Origin of the sequence: Streptomyces sp. NPDC046712, from assembly GCF_040645695.1 — a bacterium.
Classification (GTDB): Bacteria; Actinomycetota; Actinomycetes; order Streptomycetales; family Streptomycetaceae; genus Streptomyces.
In genome coordinates this window covers 38,778-59,590 of the sequence record NZ_JBEYYW010000009.1, presented here as the reverse complement: position 1 = coordinate 59,590, position 20,813 = coordinate 38,778, and the positions used below count along the sequence as shown (strand labels likewise).

20 protein-coding genes and 1 tRNA gene are annotated in these 20,813 nt (G+C 70.5%); 8 read left to right on the top strand and 13 right to left on the bottom strand.

Going from position 1 to position 20,813, the window contains the following annotated elements; genetic code table 11:
• Positions 1 to 295 precede the first annotated feature (295 nt).
• Both ABZ939_RS14250 and ABZ939_RS14245 read left to right on the top strand, forming a co-directional pair.
• On the top strand, positions 296 to 1,678 hold the full coding sequence (locus ABZ939_RS14250; protein ID WP_361853392.1) for an NAD(P)/FAD-dependent oxidoreductase: 1,383 nt from the start codon (positions 296 to 298) through the stop codon (positions 1,676 to 1,678).
• A 220-nt stretch (positions 1,679 to 1,898) separates the two neighbouring features.
• Positions 1,899 to 3,197, top strand: a complete 1,299-nt coding sequence (locus ABZ939_RS14245; RefSeq protein ID WP_361853389.1) for a cyclopropane-fatty-acyl-phospholipid synthase family protein — start codon at positions 1,899 to 1,901, stop codon at positions 3,195 to 3,197.
• 73 nt (positions 3,198 to 3,270) lie between these two features.
• Here the strand turns inward: ABZ939_RS14245 and ABZ939_RS14240 are convergent, their stop codons facing one another.
• Both ABZ939_RS14240 and ABZ939_RS14235 read right to left on the bottom strand, forming a co-directional pair.
• Complete coding sequence (locus tag ABZ939_RS14240) at positions 3,271 to 5,802, bottom strand: FtsX-like permease family protein (protein WP_361853386.1); 2,532 nt, start codon at positions 5,800 to 5,802, stop codon at positions 3,271 to 3,273.
• Positions 5,803 to 5,895: 93 nt separating this feature from the next.
• Positions 5,896 to 6,666, bottom strand: a complete 771-nt coding sequence (locus ABZ939_RS14235; RefSeq protein ID WP_361853383.1) for an ABC transporter ATP-binding protein — start codon at positions 6,664 to 6,666, stop codon at positions 5,896 to 5,898.
• 413 nt (positions 6,667 to 7,079) lie between these two features.
• Here ABZ939_RS14235 and ABZ939_RS14230 point away from each other — a divergent pair.
• Positions 7,080 to 7,161 (top strand) — tRNA-Leu (locus ABZ939_RS14230).
• 132 nt (positions 7,162 to 7,293) lie between these two features.
• Positions 7,294 to 8,178 (top strand): Bax inhibitor-1/YccA family protein, encoded by an 885-nt coding sequence (locus ABZ939_RS14225; RefSeq protein ID WP_361853380.1) that lies wholly within the window; start codon positions 7,294 to 7,296, stop codon positions 8,176 to 8,178.
• A 75-nt stretch (positions 8,179 to 8,253) separates the two neighbouring features.
• On the opposite strand, the gene ABZ939_RS14220 is transcribed toward ABZ939_RS14225, so the two are convergent.
• Positions 8,254 to 8,817: a TetR/AcrR family transcriptional regulator gene (locus ABZ939_RS14220; RefSeq protein WP_361853377.1), complete on the bottom strand. Its 564-nt coding sequence runs from the start codon at positions 8,815 to 8,817 to the stop codon at positions 8,254 to 8,256.
• Between the two features lie 100 nt (positions 8,818 to 8,917).
• Between ABZ939_RS14220 and ABZ939_RS14215 the strand changes: the two genes are divergently transcribed.
• Complete coding sequence (locus ABZ939_RS14215) at positions 8,918 to 9,790, top strand: alpha/beta hydrolase (protein WP_361853375.1); 873 nt, start codon at positions 8,918 to 8,920, stop codon at positions 9,788 to 9,790.
• Positions 9,791 to 9,859: 69 nt separating this feature from the next.
• Here the strand turns inward: ABZ939_RS14215 and ABZ939_RS14210 are convergent, their stop codons facing one another.
• Positions 9,860 to 10,090: a DUF4287 domain-containing protein gene (locus tag ABZ939_RS14210; RefSeq protein ID WP_355114563.1), complete on the bottom strand. Its 231-nt coding sequence runs from the start codon at positions 10,088 to 10,090 to the stop codon at positions 9,860 to 9,862.
• 100 nt (positions 10,091 to 10,190) lie between these two features.
• On the opposite strand from ABZ939_RS14210, the gene ABZ939_RS14205 reads away from it, so the two are divergent.
• Complete coding sequence (locus ABZ939_RS14205; protein ID WP_361853372.1) at positions 10,191 to 10,520, top strand: hypothetical protein; 330 nt, start codon at positions 10,191 to 10,193, stop codon at positions 10,518 to 10,520.
• A gap of 10 nt (positions 10,521 to 10,530) precedes the next feature.
• Here the strand turns inward: ABZ939_RS14205 and ABZ939_RS14200 are convergent, their stop codons facing one another.
• The 3 genes from ABZ939_RS14200 to ABZ939_RS14190 form a co-directional block, all read right to left on the bottom strand.
• Positions 10,531 to 11,373, bottom strand: coding sequence for a hypothetical protein (locus tag ABZ939_RS14200; RefSeq protein WP_361853369.1), 843 nt, complete (start codon positions 11,371 to 11,373; stop codon positions 10,531 to 10,533).
• A 368-nt stretch (positions 11,374 to 11,741) separates the two neighbouring features.
• On the bottom strand, positions 11,742 to 12,962 hold the full coding sequence (locus tag ABZ939_RS14195; RefSeq protein ID WP_361853366.1) for an acetyl-CoA C-acetyltransferase: 1,221 nt from the start codon (positions 12,960 to 12,962) through the stop codon (positions 11,742 to 11,744).
• A 132-nt stretch (positions 12,963 to 13,094) separates the two neighbouring features.
• On the bottom strand, positions 13,095 to 14,096 hold the full coding sequence (locus ABZ939_RS14190; RefSeq protein ID WP_361853903.1) for an SGNH/GDSL hydrolase family protein: 1,002 nt from the start codon (positions 14,094 to 14,096) through the stop codon (positions 13,095 to 13,097).
• Between the two features lie 119 nt (positions 14,097 to 14,215).
• Between ABZ939_RS14190 and ABZ939_RS14185 the strand changes: the two genes are divergently transcribed.
• Positions 14,216 to 15,613: a cystathionine beta-synthase gene (locus ABZ939_RS14185; RefSeq protein WP_361853363.1), complete on the top strand. Its 1,398-nt coding sequence runs from the start codon at positions 14,216 to 14,218 to the stop codon at positions 15,611 to 15,613.
• A 240-nt stretch (positions 15,614 to 15,853) separates the two neighbouring features.
• On the opposite strand, the gene ABZ939_RS14180 is transcribed toward ABZ939_RS14185, so the two are convergent.
• Positions 15,854 to 16,240, bottom strand: a complete 387-nt coding sequence (locus tag ABZ939_RS14180) for a hypothetical protein (protein WP_361853361.1) — start codon at positions 16,238 to 16,240, stop codon at positions 15,854 to 15,856.
• 121 nt (positions 16,241 to 16,361) lie between these two features.
• Here ABZ939_RS14180 and ABZ939_RS14175 point away from each other — a divergent pair, with 121 nt between their 5' ends.
• Positions 16,362 to 17,201, top strand: coding sequence for a MurR/RpiR family transcriptional regulator (locus ABZ939_RS14175; RefSeq protein ID WP_361853358.1), 840 nt, complete (start codon positions 16,362 to 16,364; stop codon positions 17,199 to 17,201).
• 5 nt (positions 17,202 to 17,206) lie between these two features.
• Here ABZ939_RS14175 and ABZ939_RS14170 read toward each other — a convergent pair whose 3' ends face one another.
• From ABZ939_RS14170 to ABZ939_RS14150, 5 genes are all read right to left on the bottom strand, one after another.
• Positions 17,207 to 17,578, bottom strand: a complete 372-nt coding sequence (locus tag ABZ939_RS14170) for a hypothetical protein (protein WP_361853355.1) — start codon at positions 17,576 to 17,578, stop codon at positions 17,207 to 17,209.
• A 41-nt stretch (positions 17,579 to 17,619) separates the two neighbouring features.
• Positions 17,620 to 18,012, bottom strand: a complete 393-nt coding sequence (locus tag ABZ939_RS14165) for a roadblock/LC7 domain-containing protein (protein WP_361853352.1) — start codon at positions 18,010 to 18,012, stop codon at positions 17,620 to 17,622.
• A gap of 41 nt (positions 18,013 to 18,053) precedes the next feature.
• Positions 18,054 to 18,812 carry a transcriptional regulator gene (locus ABZ939_RS14160; RefSeq protein ID WP_361853349.1) on the bottom strand — a complete coding sequence of 253 codons (759 nt, stop codon included), beginning with the start codon at positions 18,810 to 18,812 and terminating at the stop codon, positions 18,054 to 18,056.
• Positions 18,809 to 19,210: a hypothetical protein gene (locus ABZ939_RS14155; RefSeq protein ID WP_361853347.1), complete on the bottom strand. Its 402-nt coding sequence runs from the start codon at positions 19,208 to 19,210 to the stop codon at positions 18,809 to 18,811. Before ABZ939_RS14155 ends, ABZ939_RS14160 begins: the two co-directional genes overlap by 4 nt.
• Before the next feature lie 139 nt (positions 19,211 to 19,349).
• Positions 19,350 to 20,711 (bottom strand): APC family permease, encoded by a 1,362-nt coding sequence (locus tag ABZ939_RS14150; RefSeq protein WP_361853344.1) that lies wholly within the window; start codon positions 20,709 to 20,711, stop codon positions 19,350 to 19,352.
• Positions 20,712 to 20,813: the final 102 nt, after the last annotated feature.

The window sequence follows — 20,813 nt, the reverse complement described above, 5'->3', positions numbered from 1 at the left end:
TGATGGGGGCTGTGGGGGGCCTTTAGGGCCTCCAACGCCCCTGTCGGGGCTCTTTCGTAGGCGTGGAGCCGTGTTCGCTCGATGTTTCCATCGCGTGAACGCACCCTGTGGTTCAGCGTTAACGACAGCTCTCCGGGCCAGTTCAGTAGGGGTGAACAACGTTCACCCCCGCACTCTGGTTCCTTTGCACGACCATGACCTGGGTCACGTGGGCCGCGGAGTGTAGCAGAGCACCCGCCAGACCTTGTGAAGGGGCGCACGAGCGACCCCCCTGAGAGGGGTGGATACTCGATGCATGAGCACCACGGAGCGTCCCAGGATCCTCGTAGTAGGCGGTGGGTACGTAGGCCTGTACGCAGCTCGGCGCATCCTCAAGAAGATGCGCTTCGGCGAGGCGACCGTCACGGTCGTCGACCCGCGGTCGTACATGACGTACCAGCCCTTCCTCCCCGAAGCCGCCGCAGGCAGCATCTCCCCGCGCCATGTCGTCGTCCCGCTGCGACGCGTCGTGCGCGGAGCCGAGGTGCTCACCGGTCGCGTCACCACCATCGATCAGGACCGCAAGGTCGCCACGGTCGCGCCGCTCGTCGGCGAGGCCTACGACCTGCCCTTCGACTACCTGGTCATCGCGATGGGCGCGGTCTCCCGCACCTTCCCGATCCCCGGCCTCGCCGAGCAGGGCATCGGCATGAAGGGCGTGGAGGAGGCCATCGGCCTCCGCAACCACGTCCTGGAGCAGCTGGACAAGGCCGACTCGACGACCGACGAGGAGGTCCGCCGCAAGGCGCTGACCTTCGTCTTCGTGGGCGGCGGTTTCGCCGGCGCGGAGACCATCGGCGAGGTCGAGGACATGGCCCGCGACGCGGCGAAGTACTACACCAACGTGAAGCGCGAGGACATGCGCTTCATCCTGGTCGACGCCGCCGACAAGATCCTTCCCGAGGTGGGCCCGGAGCTGGGCCGCTGGGGCAAGGAGCACCTCGAGGGCCGCGGTGTCGAGATCTACCTCTCGACGTCGATGGACTCCTGCGTCGACGGCCACGTCGTGCTGAAGAACGGCCTCGAGGTCGACTCCAACACGATCGTGTGGACCGCGGGCGTCAAGCCCAACCCGGCGCTCTCCCGCTTCGGCCTCCCGCTCGGCCCGCGCGGCCACGTGGACGCCCAGCCGACCCTCCAGGTCACCGGCACCGACTACATCTGGACCGCGGGCGACAACGCCCAGGTTCCGGACCTCGCCGCCCGCAAGGCCGGCGTGGAGAACGCCTGGTGCCCGCCGAACGCCCAGCACGCGCTGCGCCAGGCGAAGGTCCTCGGCGACAACGTGGTCTCCGGCATGCGGGGCTTCCCGCAGAAGGAGTACTCGCACTCCAACAAGGGTGCGGTGGCGGGCCTCGGCCTCCACAAGGGCGTCGCGATGATCGTCATGGGCAAGATGAAGATCAAGCTCAAGGGCCGTCTCGCCTGGTACATGCACCGTGGCTACCACGGCATGGCCGTGCCGACCTGGAACCGCAAGATCCGCGTCTTCGCCGACTGGACCCTCGCGATGTTCCTCAAGCGCGAGGTCGTCTCCCTCGGTGCGATGGAGACGCCGCGCGAGGAGTTCTACGAGGCTGCCAAGCCCGCTCCCGCTCCGGCCGCCGCCGCGAGCCAGGAGAAGGCCAAGGCCTCCTAGTTCCACCGCAGTACACCCCCGTAGGGCCGTCCGCCATCCGTGGTGCGGACGGCCCTTCGGCATGTCCGCGCCCCTCCCGGACCCCTCCTCGCACCCCTCCGTGTGTTCCGCACGAGTGTTTTGCCGAGTCGTTGCGCGCCTACGGGACGAAAATCGCCTACGGAGGGTGTTTACGTGGTGACGAGCATTTCTGGGGCACGACATCACGGAGGTGTGCACCATGGCCGACGCCGCATTGCGGCTGACCACTCTCGCGGAGGAGCTCCTGGGAGCCCCGCTCCCGGTGCGACTGCGCGCCTGGGACGGCAGCGAAGCCGGCCCCGCGGACGGCCCCGTCCTGATCGTCAGGCAGCGCCGAGCCCTGCGACGGCTGTTGTGGAAGCCCGGCGAACTGGGCCTCGCGCGGGCCTGGGTGGCCGGTGAGATCGACGTCGAGGGCGACCTCTACGAGGTCCTGGACCGGCTCGCCGGACTGATCTGGGAGCGCGGGGAGGAGACCAGGAGCGCCCTGGAGTCCGTACGCGACCCGAAGCTGCGCGCCGCGGCGGGCGCCCTGCTGAAGCTGGCCGGGCCGTTCCCGCCGCCCGCGCCGCCCGCCGAGGAGATGCGCCGGCGCAGCGGCTCCCGCCACAGCAAGCGTCGCGACAAGCAGGCGATCAGTCACCACTACGACGTGGGCAACGACTTCTACGAGCTCGTCCTCGGGCCCTCGATGGTCTACTCGTGCGCGTACTGGACGGAGGGCGGGACTCTGGAGGACGCCCAGCGCGACAAGCTGGACCTCATCGCCCGCAAGCTGAACCTGAAGGAGGGCGACCGGCTGCTCGACGTCGGTTGCGGCTGGGGCTCCATGGCCATCCACGCGGCCCGCGAGTACGGCGCCCAGGTCGTCGGCATCACCCTCTCCCGCGAGCAGGCCGCCTTCGCCCGCAAGCGGATCGCCGAGGAGGGCCTCACCGACCGGATCGAGATCCGCGTCCAGGACTACCGGGACGTCAAGGACGGCCCGTACGACGCCATTTCGTCCATCGGGATGGCCGAGCACGTCGGCGCGGTCCGCTACCGCGAGTACGCCGACATACTGCACGCCCTGCTGAGGCCGGGCGGGCGGCTGCTCAACCACCAGATCTCCCGCCGCCCGGAACCCGACGAGGCCGCCTACCAGGTGGACCCCTTCATCGACGCGTACGTCTTCCCGGACGGCGAGCTGGCCCCGATGGGCCGGACGCTCTCCACCCTGGAGGACGCCGGCTTCGAGGTCCGCGACGTGGAGGCCATCCGCGAGCACTACGCGCTGACGCTGCGCCGCTGGGTGGCCAACCTGGAGGGCGACTGGGACCGGGCGGTACGGAACACCTCGCCCGGCCGGGCGAGGATCTGGCGGCTCTACATGGCCGCCTCCGCGGTCTCCTTCGAGCGCAACCGGATCGGCGTGAACCAGTTCCTCGCGGTGAAGACCCCGGAGTCGGGCGCCTCGGGCGTGGCGCTGCGCCCCCGGGTGTGGAACGAGAAGGGCTGACCGGGTACGGACGTACGGCGAAGGGCCGGGCTCCCGAGGGGGAGTCCGGCCCTTCGCCGTGTGTGTACCGCCGCTACTCGGCCTTGATCGCCGTCAGCATGTTCAGCTTCGCCGCGCTGCGGGCCGGCCACAGCGAGGCCAGCACACCGACCAGGCCGGCGAGGACCACGAAGATCCCGATGCGGTCCCAGGGCAGGACGAGGGCGTAGCCCGGCAGGCTGTTCTTGAACGTCTCGCCGATCGCCCAGCCGAGGAACGAGCCGAGACCGATGCCGACCACCGCGCCGAACAGCGAGATGACCACGGCCTCCAGACGGACCATCCGCTTGACGCGGCGCCGGTCGAGACCGATCGCCCGCAGCATCCCGATCTCCTGCTGCCGCTCGAACACCGACATGGCGAGGGTGTTCACGACACCGAGGACCGCGATGATCAGGGCCATCGCCAGCAGGCCGTACATGATGTTCAGGAGCATGTTGATCTGGCCGCCGAAGGTGTCACGGATGTCCTTCTGGTCCATGACGGTGATGGCGGGGTTGTCGCCCATCGCCTGCGCGAGCGCCTTCTCGTTGGCCGCCGAGGCGCCGCCGTCCATCGAGACGTAGATCTCCCGGATGTAGGGCTGCTGCTCGTGCGAGGTGATGATCGCGGAGTCCAGCAGGACCGGCGAGACGAACTCGCTGTCCTCGAAGACCGCGCCGACCGTCAGCTTGCCCTTCTGCTTGTCCATGAACTCGACCGGCAGCGTGTCGCCGACCTTCCAGCCCTGCTTGGTCGCGGTCTTCTCGGCGACCGCGATCTGCCCCTCGCCGAGGGTGTCGAGGTTGCCCTTCACGGTGGTGAGCTTGAGGACGCGCTCGATGTCGTTCGGGGTGACGCCCGAGGCCGAGACGTCCTTGCCGTTCAGCGCGAACCAGCCGGCCTGCTGCGGCGAGGAGGCGACGACGCCGGGCGCCTTCTCGATCGCGGCGAGCGCGTCCTGGCTCAGCCCGGTGCCGCTGGCCATGGTGACCATGTAGTCGGCCTTGATCTGGTCCGTCGTCATCTTGTCCAGGGCCGTGCCGACCGTCGCACCGAGCACCGAGAGGCCGGTGACCAGGGTCAGGCCGATGGCGAGCGCGGAGGCGGTGGCGCCGGTACGGCGCGGGTTGCGGACCGCGTTGAGGCCGGCGAGCTTGCCGGAGACCCCGAAGACGCTCACGAAGAACGGACGGATCACGGCGATCACCGGGCGGGACAGCAGCGGGATCAGCACGATCACACCGATGAGGGTGATGAAGGCGCCGCCCGCGATGTACATCCGGCCGTCGTCACCGCCCTTGCCCGCGCCGAGCACGATCAGGACCACGCCGAGCGCGGTGAGCGCGGCGCCGATGGAGTTGCGGACCACGAGGGACTTGGTCGTCGCGGCGGCGTGGACGCTGCTCATCGCGGCCACCGGCGGGATCTTCGCGGCGCGGCGGCCCGGCAGCCAGGCGGCGAGCATGGTGATCAGGATGCCCACGGCGAGCGCCGAGACGATCGGCGTGGCACCGAGGACCAGCGGGCCGTCCGGGATCTTCATGTCGAAGGCGTTCATGCCCCTGCGCAGCCCGAGGGCCAGACCCACGCCGAGGCCGTAGCCGACGAGCGAGGCGACCAGGCCGACCAGACCGGCCTCGGCGAGGACGGAGCGGGTGATCTGCTTGCGCGAGGCACCGACCGCGCGCATCAGGGCCAGTTCCTTAGTGCGCTGGGCGACCAGCATGGTGAAGGTGTTGGAGATCAGGAAGACACCGACGAAGAGCGCGATGCCGGCGAAGCCGAGCAGCACCTGGTTGAGCGCGCCGAGCCCGGCCTCGATGTCCTTGGCCTGCTGGTCGGCGAGCGCCTGGCCGGTCTGGGCCGTGGCGGCCTTCGGGACCACCTTCAGGACCTCGTCCAGGAGCGCGTCGGCGTCGGTGCCGGGGGCGGCGACGACGGTGGCGTCCTGGTAGTACCCGGGCTTCAGGTACTGCTTCTGCGCGACGGAGGTGTCGAAGAGGATCAGGCTGCCGCCGGCGTTGACGGCGCCGTCCTCGGTGGTGAAGACACCGGAGAGGGTGTACTCCTTCACCGGGCCGTTGGTGGCCACGCGGACGGTGTCACCGACCTGGTAGCCGCCCTTGGTGGCGGTCTCCTTGTCGAGCGCGATCTGGCCGTCCTGCACCGGGCCGGCGCCCTGGGTGAAGTCGTACGCCCGGTCCTTGCCGTCCTTGCCGGGGGAGAAGTTGGTGCCCTTGTTGGACCAGCCGACGCCGATCAGCTTGCCGGCCTTGTCGGGCACGCCGGCGAAGCCCTCGACCCGCCCGGAGACGGAGACGACGCCGTCGAGCTTCCCGATGCGGTCGAGCACGTCCTGGGAGAGGCCGGGGGTCTTGGTGGCCTCGTCCGGGCCGGAGTGCATGGCGACGGCGACGGCGACGTCGTCGTAACTCTTGGCCGACTGGTTGCGGAAGGCCTGGGAGAGGGTGTCGGTGAAGACCAGGGTGCCGGAGACGAAGGCCACGCCGAGCATGACGGCGAGCACGGTCATCAGCAGCCTGGCCTTGTGCGCGAGCACATTGCGCAAGGCGGTACGGAACATGTGTGTGTCCTGGAGTGTGCCCCGCGGGGCGCGTGTGGCGCGCGGGGGAGAAAGTCGGGTGGCCGGGTGCGGGCCCCGCCGGGGGCCCGGGCCTCAGCTCGTGCGGCCCTTCGCGTCGAAGGCCTTCATGCGGTCCAGTACGCCGTCCGCCGTCGGGGCGATCATCTCGTCGACGATCCGGCCGTCCGCCAGGAAGATCACCCGGTCCGCGTAGGACGCGGCGACCGGGTCGTGGGTGACCATGACGACCGTCTGGCCCAGCTCCCGTACCGAATTGCGCAGGAAGCCCAGCACCTCGGCGCCCGAGCGCGAGTCCAGGTTTCCGGTCGGCTCGTCACCGAAGATGATCTCGGGGCGGGAGGCCAGCGCGCGGGCCACGGCGACGCGCTGCTGCTGACCGCCGGAGAGCTGCGAGGGGCGGTGGCTCAGCCGGCCGGACAGGCCGATCATGTCGATGACCTTCTCCACCCACTGCTTGTCGGGCTTACGGCCCGCGATGTCCATCGGCAGCGTGATGTTCTCCAGGGCCGTCAGCGTCGGCAGCAGGTTGAACGCCTGGAAGATGAAGCCGATCTTGTCCCGGCGCAGCTGCGTGAGCTGCTTGTCCTTCAGCGTGCCCAGCTCGGTCTCGCCGAGGCGGACCGAACCGGAGCTGAAGGAGTCCAGGCCGGCCACGCAGTGCATCAGGGTCGACTTGCCGGAACCGGAGGGGCCCATGATCGCGGTGAACTCGCCCTGCCGGAAGTCCACGGTGACCCGGTCGAGGGCGACCACCTGGGTCTCACCCTGTCCGTAGACCTTCGAGAGATCCGTGGCGCGGGCGGCCACCGCGGTGGCGCGGGACACGGTGGGGGTGGTGGTCACGAGGGAGACTCCTGTCACTGCGGGGTGTTCGGGAACCACTCCATCGTGTCGAGCGTTCCGGTCCGGAGCGTCCGTCCACGTGCCCGTTCCTGGGGCAGCCTGGAGTCGGACCGGGGGGCCCGCCCCTCCTCCTGAGGTATGACAGGACCCCTGAGACGCCCTGCGGAGCGCGGAGGGCCGTCCGTCCGTGCGGGTACCCCGCGGGAGGACCTGACATAGATGCGGCGACTTTCCGTCATTCCGGCGTACGCACCTTTGCGCCTGCGACCCCTGTCACAGTTCGTCAGATGGGGCCCCACCTGCACTGACGCACCCTCAGACCTCAATAAAATAAGACAACATCGGGCCGGGGTTCCGCTGAACGGGGGAAGCGCCCCGATAGGCTCATGTGCCAACGCGGAGCCGCGCGCCATGCCCGGGTGGTGGAACGCAGACACGGCGAGCTTAAACCTCGCTGGCCTTCGGGCCGTACCGGTTCGAGTCCGGTTCCGGGCACAGCTCACCACCAGTCGACCACCGGTCCTCCCTAACGATCTCGGAAAGATCCTCCCCGAGCACTAGGGAGTTTCTTTTGCTTCCGCATTACTCTTGACGCAAGGCCGCGCAGTGCGGCCATGGAGGAGTGAGATGAGGAGCAGCAACCCGGTCTTCTCGCGACGGGGGTTCAGCCGTGACAACGGCTACGCCGGCTTCAACGCGCAGCAGCCGCAGGCCGGGGGCCCCGCCGTCGGAACCAACCCCTACGCAGAGGGCGCGACGAACCCGTACGCGACCAACCCGTACGCGCAGGACACCCAGCTCGGCGCACCCCAGCAGGTGCGCGGCGATGTGATGACGATCGACGACGTCGTGAGCCGTACGGCCATGACGCTCGGCACCGTCGTGGTCACCGCCGCCCTGTCGTGGTTCCTGCTGCCGGTCGACCCGGCGAACCTCGGCAAGTCCTACGGCATCGCCATCGGCGCGGCCCTGGTGGCCTTCGTCCTGGCGATGGTGCAGTCCTTCAAGCGCAAGGCCTCGCCGGCGCTGATCCTGGCCTACGCGGCGTTCGAGGGTGTCTTCCTCGGCGTCATCTCGGCCGCGGTCTCGACCTACATCTCGCCCGGTGTGGTCGCGCAGGCGGTCCTCGGCACGATGGCGGTCTTCGCCGGTGTGCTGATCGCGTACAAGATGCGCTGGATCCGTGTGACGCGCCGCTTCTACGGCTTCGTGATGGCGGCCGCGATCGGCTTCATCCTGCTGATGGCGGTCAACGCGCTGTTCTCGCTCTTCGACGGCGCCGGTGACGGCCTGGGCTTCCGCAGCGGCGGCCTCGGCATCCTCTTCGGTGTCATCGGCATCATCCTCGGTGCCTGCTTCCTCGCCCTCGACTTCAAGCAGGTCGAGGACGGCGTGACGTACGGCGCCCCGCGCGAGGAGTCCTGGCTGGCGGCCTTCGGCCTCACCCTGACCCTGGTGTGGATCTACCTGGAGATGCTGCGTCTGCTGTCGATCCTGCAGGGCGACGACTGACGCACCCTGGTGTGACGAAGGGCCCGTCCGGCTTCCGCCGGGCGGGCCCTTCCGCGTTCCGTTCGGAATCAGGCCCTACGGCCTGAGCGCGGCGTCCAGGAGCACCCGGGCCGCGTCCTTCGCCTGGGCGGCCGGCTCGGGGGAGCCGTTGATGCCCGCGACGGCCATGGCGCCGTTGGCGAGCAGCGCCAGCTGGTCGGCCAGGTCCGACGGCGCGCCGAGGGCGTTCGTCTGCTCCGCGAAGTACCCCCGCAGGGCCTGCTTGTGGCCGCGGGCGATGTCGGCGACGTCCGCCGAGATCCCGCCCATCTCGCCGAAGGTGTTGATGAAGGCGCAGCCGCGGAAGCCGGGGTCGGCGAACCAGTCGCCGAGGTAGTCGAAGACCGCCAGGGCGCGTTCGTAGGGCGTGTCGGCGTGGCCCGCGCCGTGGGCGGCGATGGCCTCCCGTACGGCCGCGTCGCGGCGGTTGAGGACTGCCCACACCAGATGGTCCTTGGACGGGTAGAGCTGGTAGAGGCGCTTGAGGGAGACGCCGGAAGCGGTGCGGATGGCGTCCATTCCGACCGCCTGCACCCCGCGCTCGTCGAAGAGCGTCTCGGCGGCCTCCAGGAGTCGCAGCTCGGCGGTTTCCGTGTCCATCGTCCGATCACCCCTTGCGTGGAGAACCATCGTTCTCCTACTCTACAGGCCATAGGGAGAACGATCGTTCTCTTTCTGGCCCGAACGGGGAGGCCCCACCATGTCCGCATTCGCCCTGCGCGCCCGCACCGAGACGATCGACGGGCTCGACGTCTTCTACCGGGAGGCCGGCGACCCCGGCCGCCCCACGCTCGTGCTCCTGCACGGCTTCCCGTCCAGCTCCCACATGTACCGCGGGCTGATGGCCGAGCTGGCCGACACGTACCACCTGATCGCGCCCGACCACATCGGCTTCGGCGCCTCGTCCGCGCCCGCCGTCGACGCCTTCGACTACAGCTTCGAGAAGCTCACCGAGATCACCCTGAAGCTGCTCGACCGGCTCGGGATCGACCGCTTCGCGCTCTACATCCAGGACTACGGAGCCCCGATCGGGCTGCGCATCGCCGCACGGAACCCCGAGCGGGTCACCGCGATCGTCACCCAGAGCGGCAACGCCTACACGGAGGGCTTCACGCCCTTCTGGGACGTGCTCTTCGCACACGCCAAGGACCGGGAGGCGAACGAGGCCGCAGTGCGCGAGCTGCTGACCGCCGAGGCCACCCGCTGGCAGTACACCCACGGCGTCCCGGCCGACCGTCTCGACCGCATCGGACCGGAGACCTGGACCCTGGACCAGGCGGGCCTGGACCGGCCGGGCAACAAGGAGATCCAGCTCCAGCTCTTCTGGGACTACCAGTTCAACCTGGACGGCTACCCGGCCTTCCAGGAGTACTTCCGCACCCACCGGCCCCCGCTGCTGGCCGCCTGGGGCCGCGGCGACGAGATCTTCGGACCCGCGGGCGCCGAGGCTTTCGCCCGGGACCTGCCGGACGCGGAGATCCATCTCCTCGACGCCGGGCACTTCGCGCTGGAGACGCACGGCGAGGAGATCGCCGCACTGGTCCGCGACTTCCTGGACCGGCGCGTGAGGTGAGCCGAGGTGGACCGAGTGGGCCGAGACGAGTCGGCGGGGGCCCGCCGTGACGGGCCCCCGCGCGGAGTGTCAGAGCAGCCGGCGGGCCGCTCGCCGAAGGTCGTACTCGTGGATGATCGCCTTCGCATGGCCGTACGCGAGGTCGTGCTCGCCCCGGAGCCAGCTCACCTTCTCCTCGAAGCGGACGAGGGAGGGGCCTTCCTCGACGGTGCGAAGCCAGTCGGAGACTTCACGACCGGTGCAATGGGGGATGCGGGCGAGCAGATTGCGATGGGTCTCTTCGGAGAATGCGTGGGACATCGGCGCCTCCGGACGCGTGTTGCCGTGTGCTCCTTCCCGTCACCGTGCCTGAGCGCCGGGCCGTTGGCAACAGTCCCCGGAGGGCGCGTAGGGTCGCGGAGTGCTTGATACGAGTGAACTGACCGCCGCCGTCGAACGGTTCGCCGACCGGCTGCGGGCGGCCCCGCAGAGCCGCCTCCAGCGCGGCGCAGCCGCCGAAGGTCTGGAACTGGCCAGGGAGTTGGCGCTGCGGGCGCAGCGGATCGAGGAGCCGGAGGGGGTCGGCCGGATCATGCCCGACGCCGGTGTCTTCACGGTCGCCGAACAACTCGTGGTGGCCGGAAACGATCTGGCGGAGATTCTGCGAACGGCCCCGGCCGGCTCCCGGGAACGGGAACTGGGCGAGGCCGTGAGGCTGGTGCGGGAGGCCGCGGAGCGGTCGGGGCTGTAGCCCTCCGGGGTCAGAGGGACGCGATCACGCGGTCGGCGAGGATGTAGACGTTCTCGTCGTCCGCCTCCCCGAAGGAGAACGTCAGGGCGTACGCGCCCGAGACGCCCGAACCGCCGAGCAGGACCGGCGTACGGCCGGAGCGCAGGGCCTCCGCGAGGCGCTCCGCGGTCTCCCGGTGGCCGGGGGTCATGCAGAGCGTGGTGCCGTCGGCGAAGACGTACACGTCCAGCGTGCCGAGCGGCCCGGGGCGCACGTCGGTCAGCGCGGTGCGCGTGTCGGCGAGCTCCTCCAGGCGGGCCACCGTGCGCTCGTGGTCGGTGACGACGGGCGTCTGGACCGGCACGAAGTCGGGGTGCGAGGGGTGGCGGCGGCGGGCCGCGGCGAGCTCGGGCGAGTCCTCGGCGTACTCGGTCAGCTCGGGGAACTCGTCCAGGACGCTGTCCGCGCCGGGGCCGTCCAGCGCGGCGGCCTCGGCCTCCATCGCCTCCAGGGCCATGGCCTCCAGGCCGGCGAAGTCCGCCTGGCGCGGGACGTAGAAGGGGCCGTCCTCGGTCGGGCCGCCGAGGTTGCCGAGCAGGGAGGGCGCGTCGGCCGCGTCACGGGCCTCCTGTGCCGCCCAGAACGCCCGCGCCTCGGCGAGCTCGCGCTCGCGCTCCTCGGCCAGCGCCTCGGCCACCGCGGCCCGTATCTCGGCGGCGGGCGTCTGCCGAGCGTGGGGCACGGACACCCCGTTGGCCGCGGCGAGTTCGCTACGCAGAGCAGCGACCTGCTTACGGAGACCGTGGGCAGCGTGCAGGGCGGCGGCGCCCACGGCCGTGGCGGCGGCCGTGGTCACCAGCAGGGCAAGAGACATGGCGCTCACTGACGTACTCCCGATTCCGAGTCGATCCCCCGACTTCCTACATCAGCCTGCCGTGGGAGTGCGCCCCCTGTCAGTGCATTACGTCACGAAATGGACAGGTATTTGGGCCAGGTGTTTAGTCCCGTTACTACCGTGACCTGCGGGAATGGCTCTCCCCCGGGACGTAGGTCACATCCTGGGGGAGATTCGGTCACGGCTGGGACGCGGGACGGTTGGGAACCGCGTCAGAAGGCCATGGGAGCGCTGCCGGGCCTACGGCTCAGCTCAGCCGCTCGCTTCTTTGCTCACGCTTCCCTTCGCCTCCGCTACGGGCAGGTGCCGCCTTCGTCCCTCAGGCGACCCCTACCCTCCGCTACGGCTCAGCTCAGCCGCTCGATGACCATGGCCATGCCCTGGCCGCCGCCGACGCACATGGTCTCCAGGCCGAACTGCTTGTCGTGGAACTGGAGGCTGTTGATGAGCGTGCCGGTGATGCGGGCGCCGGTCATGCCGAAGGGGTGGCCGACGGCGATGGCGCCACCGTTGACGTTCACCTTGTCCAGATCCAGACCCAGGTCCTGGTAGGACGGGATGACCTGGGCGGCGAAGGCCTCGTTGATCTCGGCCAGGTCGATGTCGCCGATGGTCAGGCCGGCGCGCTTGAGGGCCTGCTTGGACGCCTCGACCGGGCCGAGGCCCATGATCTCGGGGGAGAGGCCGGAGACTCCGGTGGAGACGATGCGGGCGAGCGGGGTCAGACCGAGCTCGCGGGCCTTCGTGTCCGACATGATCACGAGCGCGGCGGCGCCGTCGTTGAGCGGGCAGCAGTTGGCGGCGGTGACCAGGCCGTCGGGGCGGAAGACGGGCTTGAGGCCCTGCACGCCCTCCAGGGTGACGCCGGCGCGCGGGCCGTCGTCGGCGGAGACGACGGTGCCGTCCGGGGTCGTCACCGGGGTGATCTCGCGCTCCCAGAAGCCGTTCTTGATGGCCTGCTCGGCGAGGTTCTGCGACCGTACGCCGAACTCGTCCATCTCCTGGCGGCTGATGCCCTTGAGGCGGGCCAGGTTCTCGGCGGTCTGGCCCATGGCGATGTACGCGTCGGGGACGAGGCCGTCCTCGCGCGGGTCGTGCCAGGTCGAGCCCTCGGAGGCGGCGACGGCGGCGGTACGCGCCTCGGCCTCGGCGAAGAGGGGGTTGTGCGTGTCGGGCAGGGAGTCGGAGTTGCCCTTCGCGAAGCGGGAGACCATCTCGACACCGGCCGAGATGAAGACGTCGCCCTCGCCGGCCTTGATGGCGTGCAGCGCCATGCGGGAGGTCTGCAGGGAGGAGGAGCAGTAGCGGGTGATCGTGCAGCCGGGGAGGTGGTCCATCCCCATCTGGACGGCGACGATCCGGCCCAGGTTGTTGCCCTGCTCGCCACCGGGGAGGCCGCAGCCGAGCATCAGGTCGTCGATGTCCCGCGGGTCGAGCTCGGGGACCTTGGCGAGCGCGGCCTGCACGATGGTCGCGGTGAGGTCGTCGGGCCGCAGGTCCTTCAGGGAGCCCTTGAAGGCCCGGCCGATCGGGGAGCGGGCGGTCGAGACGATGACGGCTTCGGGCATCACGGCTCCAGGGGAATGCGGGATGGACGGACTGAAGGGAAGTTACCTGCACGTACGGCACGGGTCACCGCCCTGACGGTGTGACGCGGACCTCTTTTCTAAGCGAGCGCTCAGTCGACCACAACCCCTCGCTCACGCCCGGTGGGCGTCCTCCGGGGACGGGGTCGGGGTCTCCGTGGTCGGGAGCCGACGGCGGCGGCGGTGCTTCAGGAGTGCCCACGGCGCCCGCGCCCCCGTGACCTCCGTCCCCGCCTCCTTCGCCGCCTCCGCCGCCGCCTTCGCCACCGGCAGGATGTTCTCGTGACGGTCCGGCTCCAGCCGGTCCGTCTCCGGCCACACGCCCAGCACCGCGCACACCGTCGGCAGCACCGCCATCGCCGCCGTCGCGTACCCCTCCGCCGACGGGTGGTAGTTGTCCGCCCCGAACATCTCCCGTGGATTCGCCGCGAACTCGGGACCCAGCAGGTCCCCCAGCGACACGGTCCGCCCGCCCTGCTCCACGACCACGATCGTCTGCGCCGCCGCCAGCTGCCGCGACACCCGCCGCGCCAGCCACCGCAGCGGCTGGTACACCGGCTCGATGGTCCCCAGATCCGGGCAGGTCCCCACGACCACCTCCGCCCCGGCCGTCCGCAGCTGCCGCACCGCCGCCGCCAGGAGCCGCACCGACTCCGTGGCCGACATCCGGTGCGTGACGTCGTTCGCCCCGATCATGATCACGCACACGTCCGGCGGCCCCGACGGGGACGCCAGCAGAAGAGAGACCTGGCGCTCCAGGTCGTCCGAGCGTGCCCCCGGCAGGGCCACGTTCCGCAGCACCACCGGCCGCTCCGCCACCGCCGCGAGCCCCGAGGCCAGCAGCGCGCCCGGTGTCTGACCCACCCGGCGCACCCCCTGCCCCGCCGCCGTCGAATCACCCAGAAGGGCCAGCCGAAGCGGGGTGGAGGCGGGATCCGAGGTCTCGAACGAGCGGCCGTACAGCCCGTCCGCCCCCGGTGGCAGTGGCGCCACCCCACCCCCGACCGTCCTCTTCGCCAGCTGCACCTCGGCCAGAAGCACACCCACCGCCGCCACACCGAGCAGCCCGATGCTCCCACCGCCGTACGCCGCGCCCGCCGCGATCCGCCGTGCCACCCTCGCCCTCGACATGGGGGCAGTCACCTCCTTCAAGCCGTTCAGGATCTAACTGCCCCGTAACCCGCTCCGACTACGCATACGCTGGCTGCACCATTACGGAGACCCCGGAGATTACGGTGCAATTCCACGACTCGATGATCAGCCTCGTCGGCAACACCCCGCTGGTGAAGCTCAACAATGTGACAGCGGGCATCCAGGCCACCGTCCTGGCCAAGGTCGAGTACTTCAACCCGGGCGGTTCGGTCAAGGACCGCATCGCCCTGCGCATGATCGAGGCGGCCGAGGAGAGCGGTGCTCTCAAGCCGGGCGGAACCATCGTCGAGCCCACGTCCGGGAACACCGGCGTCGGGCTCGCCATCGTGGCCCAGCAGAAGGGCTACAAGTGCATCTTCGTCTGCCCCGACAAGGTGTCCACCGACAAGATCAACGTGCTGCGGGCGTACGGCGCCGAGGTCGTCGTCTGCCCCACCGCCGTCGACCCCGAGCACCCCGACTCGTACTACAACGTCTCGGACCGGCTCGTCCGTGAGACCCCCGGTGCCTGGAAGCCCGACCAGTACTCCAACCCGAACAACCCCCGCTCCCACTACGAGACCACCGGTCCCGAGCTGTGGGACCAGACGGACGGGAAGATCACCCACTTCGTCGCGGGCGTCGGTACCGGCGGCACCATTTCCGGCACCGGCAAGTACCTGAAGGAGGTCAGCGGCGGCAAGGTCGAGATCGTCGGCGCCGACCCCGAGGGCTCGGTCTACTCCGGCGGCTCCGGCCGGCCGTACCTCGTCGAGGGCGTCGGTGAGGACTTCTGGCCCACCGCCTACGACGCGTCCGTCACCGACCGGATCGTCGCCGTGTCCGACAAGGACTCCTTCCAGATGACCCGCCGCCTCGCCAAGGAGGAGGGCCTCCTGGTGGGCGGCTCCTGCGGCATGGCGGTCGTCGCCGCGCTGGAGGTCGCCCGGGAGCTCGGCCCGGACGACATCGTGGTCGTCCTGCTGCCGGACTCCGGCCGCGGCTACCTGTCCAAGATCTTCAACGACGAGTGGATGGCCGACTACGGCTTCCTGGAGGACACCGAGTCCGCCACGGTCGCCGACGTCCTGCGTCACAAGGAGGGCGGCATGCCGTCCCTCGTCCACATGCACCCGGAGGAGACGGTCGGTCAGGCCATCGAGGTGCTGCGGGAGTACGGCGTCTCGCAGATGCCGATCGTCAAGCCGGGCGCCGGCCACCCCGACGTCATGGCCGCGGAGGTCGTCGGCTCCGTCGTCGAACGTGAGCTCCTCGACGCGCTGTTCACCAAGCGGGCCTCCCTGGAGGACCCGTTGGAGCGTCACATGAGCGCGCCGCTGCCGCAGGTGGGCTCCGGCGAGCCGGTCGCCGACCTGATGTCCGTCCTCGGCGCGGCGGACGCGGCGATCGTGCTGGTCGAGGGCAAGCCGACGGGTGTGGTGAGCCGTCAGGACCTGCTCGCCTTCCTGGCGGGCGGCGGGGCCAAGGGCGCCGCGAAGTAGCCCGGACGCCCACCGGGCGGGCGTTCGCGAAATCGGTACGAGCGCGACACGTACCCGCAGCACCCGCTTAACACGCGTCCGGCACATTGGTCGTTGTCGGCGTCACGGACTACGGAGCGGCTCCCGGACCTCCTGCAGACGCCGCCGGACGCGGAGACCGGCCCTGACCCGGGCCCGTGTCCCTCGCGGGGACCGCCGTCGTCCCGCCCCCCGGTTTCGGGGGTGCGGCGGTCCCCGCGACTACTTCTCCTCGTGACGGAACGGCAGCCGGTCACGGAAGGCGTGAACGGCGTTCACACCCACGATGCCGAGCCAGGCGACGATCAGGCCCTCCAGGTTCGCCTGGCTGACGGCGATCGCGGAGAGCGGGATCGCCAGGATCAGCGAGATGATCCCGAAACCGAACCGCTCGCCGAAGCCCTCGACGCCCGATCCCGCCGGCCGGCCGCCGCGGGCCACCGCCACCTGCTGCTCGGCCAGCCGCCGCCGTACCTGGCGGTCGAGGGTGGCGTCCAGGCGCTCCTCCACCTTGCCGAGGAAGGATTCGACGAGGGCCGCCTCGTACTCCGTGCCCAGCTCCCGGCGGGCATGCAGGGTGGCGTCCAGTTCGCTCTTGAGCTCGTCCATGCTCGCCACCGTAGAGAGCCGGGGCCCGCTGCGTCGGTAGGGCTACCCCCCGATTTTTCTTGCCCTGCTGCATATCCTCATGCAGAGTTCGAGGAGGATGAATAAGCAGAAGGGGGACGGCGTGAGCGACAGCCCGGCCGGACGGCTGCAGGCGCTCTTCGAAGGGCACCGGCTGACACCGACACAGCGGCGCATCGCGCACTGCATGGTGCGCCGGGCCAGAGATGTGCCGTTCCTGTCCAGCGTGGAGCTGGCCGAGCTCGCCGGCGTGAGCCAGCCCTCCGTCACCCGCTTCGCCGTCGCCCTCGGCTTCGACGGCTACCCCGCGCTGCGCCGCCATCTGCGCGAGGTGGCCCCGGCCAGGAAGCCCGCGGGGGAGGTGAGCGAGCACAACGAGTACCAGCAGGCCGTGCTCGCCGAGATCGAGAACCTCCGCCATCTCGCCGATCTGCTCGCCGACCCCACGCCCGTCGAGCGCGCCGGACGGCTGCTCGCCGCCTCCCGGCCGCTGCCCGTCCTCGGACTGCGCGCCGCCTCCTCACAGGCCCGCGGCTTCGCGTACTTCGCCGCCAAGGTCCACCCCGACATCCGCCTCCTCGACGAGGCCGGCTCGATGCTCACCGACCGTGTCGACGCGGCCGTGCGCGCCGGGGCCACGGCCCTGCTCTGCTTCGCGCTGCCGCGCCACCCCAGGGAGGTCGTGGAGGTCCTGGAGTACGCGCGGGCGGCCGGCCTGACCGTCGTGACGGTCGCCGAATCGGCGTTCGCGCCCGTCGCCGCCCACAGCGACCTGTTGATCCCCGCCGCCGTCGGCACCGGGCTCGCCTTCGACACGGCCTGCGCTCCGATGCTGCTCGGCCGGGTGCTCCTGGAGGCGATGGCGGACGAACTGCCGGACGCCCAGGCCCGGCTGGAGGAGTTCGACGCAAAGGCGGCGGCGCGGGGCCTGTTCGTCGAGTAGCCGGCTCAGACCTCCAGTTCGTTCTCGATCTTCTTCAGCTGGTGGCGCGCCATCGCCAGATTCGCGCGGTCCTTGCTCAGCGCCAGGTACAGGAACAGTCCGTTGGTCCCCCGCCCCTTCAGCAGCCGGATCAGGTGGTACTGGGTGCCGAGCGTGATCAGGATGTCCTCGATGTCCTCCTGGATGCCGAGCATCTCCATCGCCCTGACCTTGGCGCGGACCACGTCCGTGTTGCCCGCGGCCGCCACGTTGAGGTCGAGTTCCTTGCCGCCGCCGATCGTGCCGAGAGCCATGCCGCTGGTGTAGTCGACCAGGGCGGCGCCGATGGCGCCCTCGATCGCGGCGGCTTCCTTCAGGGACGTCTCGCTGTTCGCCATGGGTGATGCACTTCCTTTTCGTATCCGTGGTTGGTTCGGGTTCAGTTCAGGTCTTTGCGTTCCAGCGCTCCGTCGACCAGCTCGCCGATCCGGGCGCTGGACCGCCGGGCCTCCAGATGGAGCCGCCCCACATTGATCCGGGGCTCGGCGAGCAGAGTGAGGACGGCGGAGCCGCCCGCCGCGTACGTGGCGACATAGCCGTTCTGGCCGCGCACCAGCAGCTCGCGGAAGTCGCCCTGCCCCGTGCAGTCGCTCAGCCGCTGCCCGACGCCGAGGGCCGCCGCGGTGAGCGCGGCCACCGCCTCCGCCTCCGCGGCCACCGTGTCCTGGGCCAGGACCAGACCGTCGGCGCTCGCCGCGAGCGCCCCGGTGAGCTGGGGCAGTCGGGCCCGCAGCCGTCTCAGCTCGCCGAGCACCTCGGCCTCTGCCGACATCAGTTGTCTCCTCTCGGCGCGCAGGCGCAGGGCACGCCTCATCACAGACTTGCCTCCAGGGCGTCACGGAGCCGGCGCAGCAGGGCGATGTCCGGATCGACCGCGACCTCGCCGACCCAGGCCGGGACGGCGGGCGGGGCGGTCGGTACGGGTTCGAGCGGGGTCTCGACGAGGCCGGCGGCCGCCAGGCGGCGGATCTCGAGCAGCGTGTGGAAGGCCGGGCGGCCGAGCAGCCGCGCGATGTCCGCCGGGGTACGGGTCCCGTCGGCAGCGGCCAGCACGGCCCGCTGGCGCAGGCTCACCGTCTGCCCGGGGGCGGCCGCGCGGGGCACGACCCGGGCGGTGTCCACGCCCCCGTACGGCCAGACGCTGTCGAGCAGTTCACGGCGGCGTACGGTCTCGCGCTCGACGGCCTCGGTGGAGACCGGCCGCACCGGACCGAACCAGTGGGCGACGCCGTAGCGGAATCGGGTGGGGCCGCTGGCGGGGGCGAGCGCGAAGAACGCCGCGTCGAAGACGGCGCCGAGGTGGCAGATCTGCAGCTCGCCGTCGTGCAGCCGGCCGCTGTCCACCAGGAACCGGCCGACCTCGCGGCGCGCCCCGGCCCGGTCCACGGCCTCGTCCCAGCGCTCGCGGGGCAGTCGTCCGCCGGCCGTCAGAAGGACGTCGAGGCCGGGGGCCGCGGGGCTCTCCGCGTGTGTGACACGGCCGTCGACGAGGTAGAGCGTGCCGTGGTCGCGCAGCAGGGCGCCGGTCGCGCGCTCGGCGGCGAGGCGGGTGAGCATCGGTGAGACGGTCATCCGAGGACCAGCCTCTCGGCGAGGTCGCGCAGCCGGATCCGGGCGAGGGCGAGGTTGCCGGCGTCGCGGTCGAGCCACAGGTGCAGGAAGATGCTGCTGTCGAAGGCCGTCTCGACGAATCGGAGGACGTGGTAGCCGCCGCGGGCGGTGACGATCAGGTCCTCGACGGGCGGTCCTTTGGGTAATGTTTCGTCATTCTCGGGTCCGAAGGCGAAGGAGTCGTACTCCGCTGCCGCACGCGCCAGTTCGGCCGCCTCCGCGGCGGTCGTCTCGTGGTCGCCGACCGGCGAGTCCCCCGCCGTTCCGAGGGCGAGTCCGCTGGTCCAGTCGACCAGCCAGGCCCCGCGTGCGCCCGGCAGGCTCATGGCCTCCAGCAGGCACTCGTCGATTCCGGGCACGCGGGTTCCCCTCCCGATGCGGCGTGCGGGCGTACGGCAGTGACGGTGACGTTACTCAACGTTCCGGCCGAGGGGAGGAGTTCTGGCATTTTCCATCGGAACATGCCGTGGGCTTGCTTGAATTCGCCCTCGCGGCGGCTCAGTCCTCCCCGCGCGCACGCAGGACGATCCTGTTGACCACCCACAGCCCGATCCCGATGGCGAGCAGCACGGCGGCCCGGACGTACACCTCCGCCGAGCGGTCCGCGAGCGGGCTCGCCAGGATCAGCGCGGTGAGGGCGCCGAGGACCGGGAGCACCGTCGGCGTACGGAAGTGGGCGTGCTCCACACGGTCCTTGCGCAGCACCAGAACGGCGATGTTGACGACCGCGAAGACGCACAGCAGCAGGAAGGCCGTGGTGTCGCCGAGGCCCTCGATCTCACCGGTGGAGACGAGGCCGATGGTGAGGAGGGTGGCGAAGACGATCCCGGTGAGGGGGGTGCGGCGGTTCTTCAGGACCTTGCCCATCACGCGCGGCAGGACCCGCTCGTTGGCGAGGCCGTAGCAGAGCCGGGAGGCCATCATGATGTTGATGAGCGCGGAGTTCGTGACCGCGAACAGGGCGATCAGCGCGAAGAGTTTCGGCGGGAAGTCGACCCCGCCGGCCTTCACGACCTCCAGGAGCGGCCCGCTGGACTTCTCCAGGACCCGGTGGTCGACGAGGAGCGAGGAGACCAGGGCGACCAGGACGTAGATCGTGCCGGTGACGGCGACGCCGGTGAAGATGGCCCGGGGGAACGTGCGGACCGGATCCTGTGTCTCCTCCGCCATGTTGACGGAGTCCTCGAAGCCGACGAAGGCGAAGAAGCCCAGCGCGGTGGCCCCCAGCACGCTCGTGATCAGCGCGTATCCGCTGCCCGACGCCTCGAACTGGCCGAGCCGTGACGGATCTCCCTCACCGGTCAGGACGGCCCAGGCGCCGATCGAGAGAATGATCAGCAGGCCGGTGACCTCGACGAGCGTCAGGACGACGTTCGTCTTCACGGACTCCGACACTCCGCGCAGCGCGAGGCAGGCCAGGGCGAGTACGAAGACGATCGCGATGAGCGTGGCCGGGATCGCGTCCGTGAACTCCTGGAAGTAGTCCCCGCTGAAGGCGCGGGCCGCGGCGCTCGCGGAGGAGAGTCCCGAGCACATCACCATGAACGCGACGATGAAGGTCAGGAAGGGGACCTTGAAGGCTTTCTGCGTGTAGAGCGCGGCGCCCGCCGCCTTCGGGTACTTGCCGACTAGCTCCACGTACGAGGCGGCGGTCAGCAGCGCGACGACGAAGCCGATCACGAAGGGCAGCCAGAGCGCGCCGCCGACCTTGCCCGCGACCTTGCCGGTCGTCGCGTAGATCCCGGTGCCCAGGATGTCGCCGATCACGAACAGGATCAGCAGCCTGGGCCCGATGGCGCGTTTCAGCGCGGGCGGGGCGGACTCGGGCGAGGGGGTGGTCGAGGACGTGGTGGCGGTCATGGGGCCTCCCGTTTGCCGATGGGAAGGTCCCTGCCCGGCGACGCGGGGGGTGATGCCCGCCGCGATGTCACTCGTACGGGATCAGGTGCGGGCCCGTGCGCG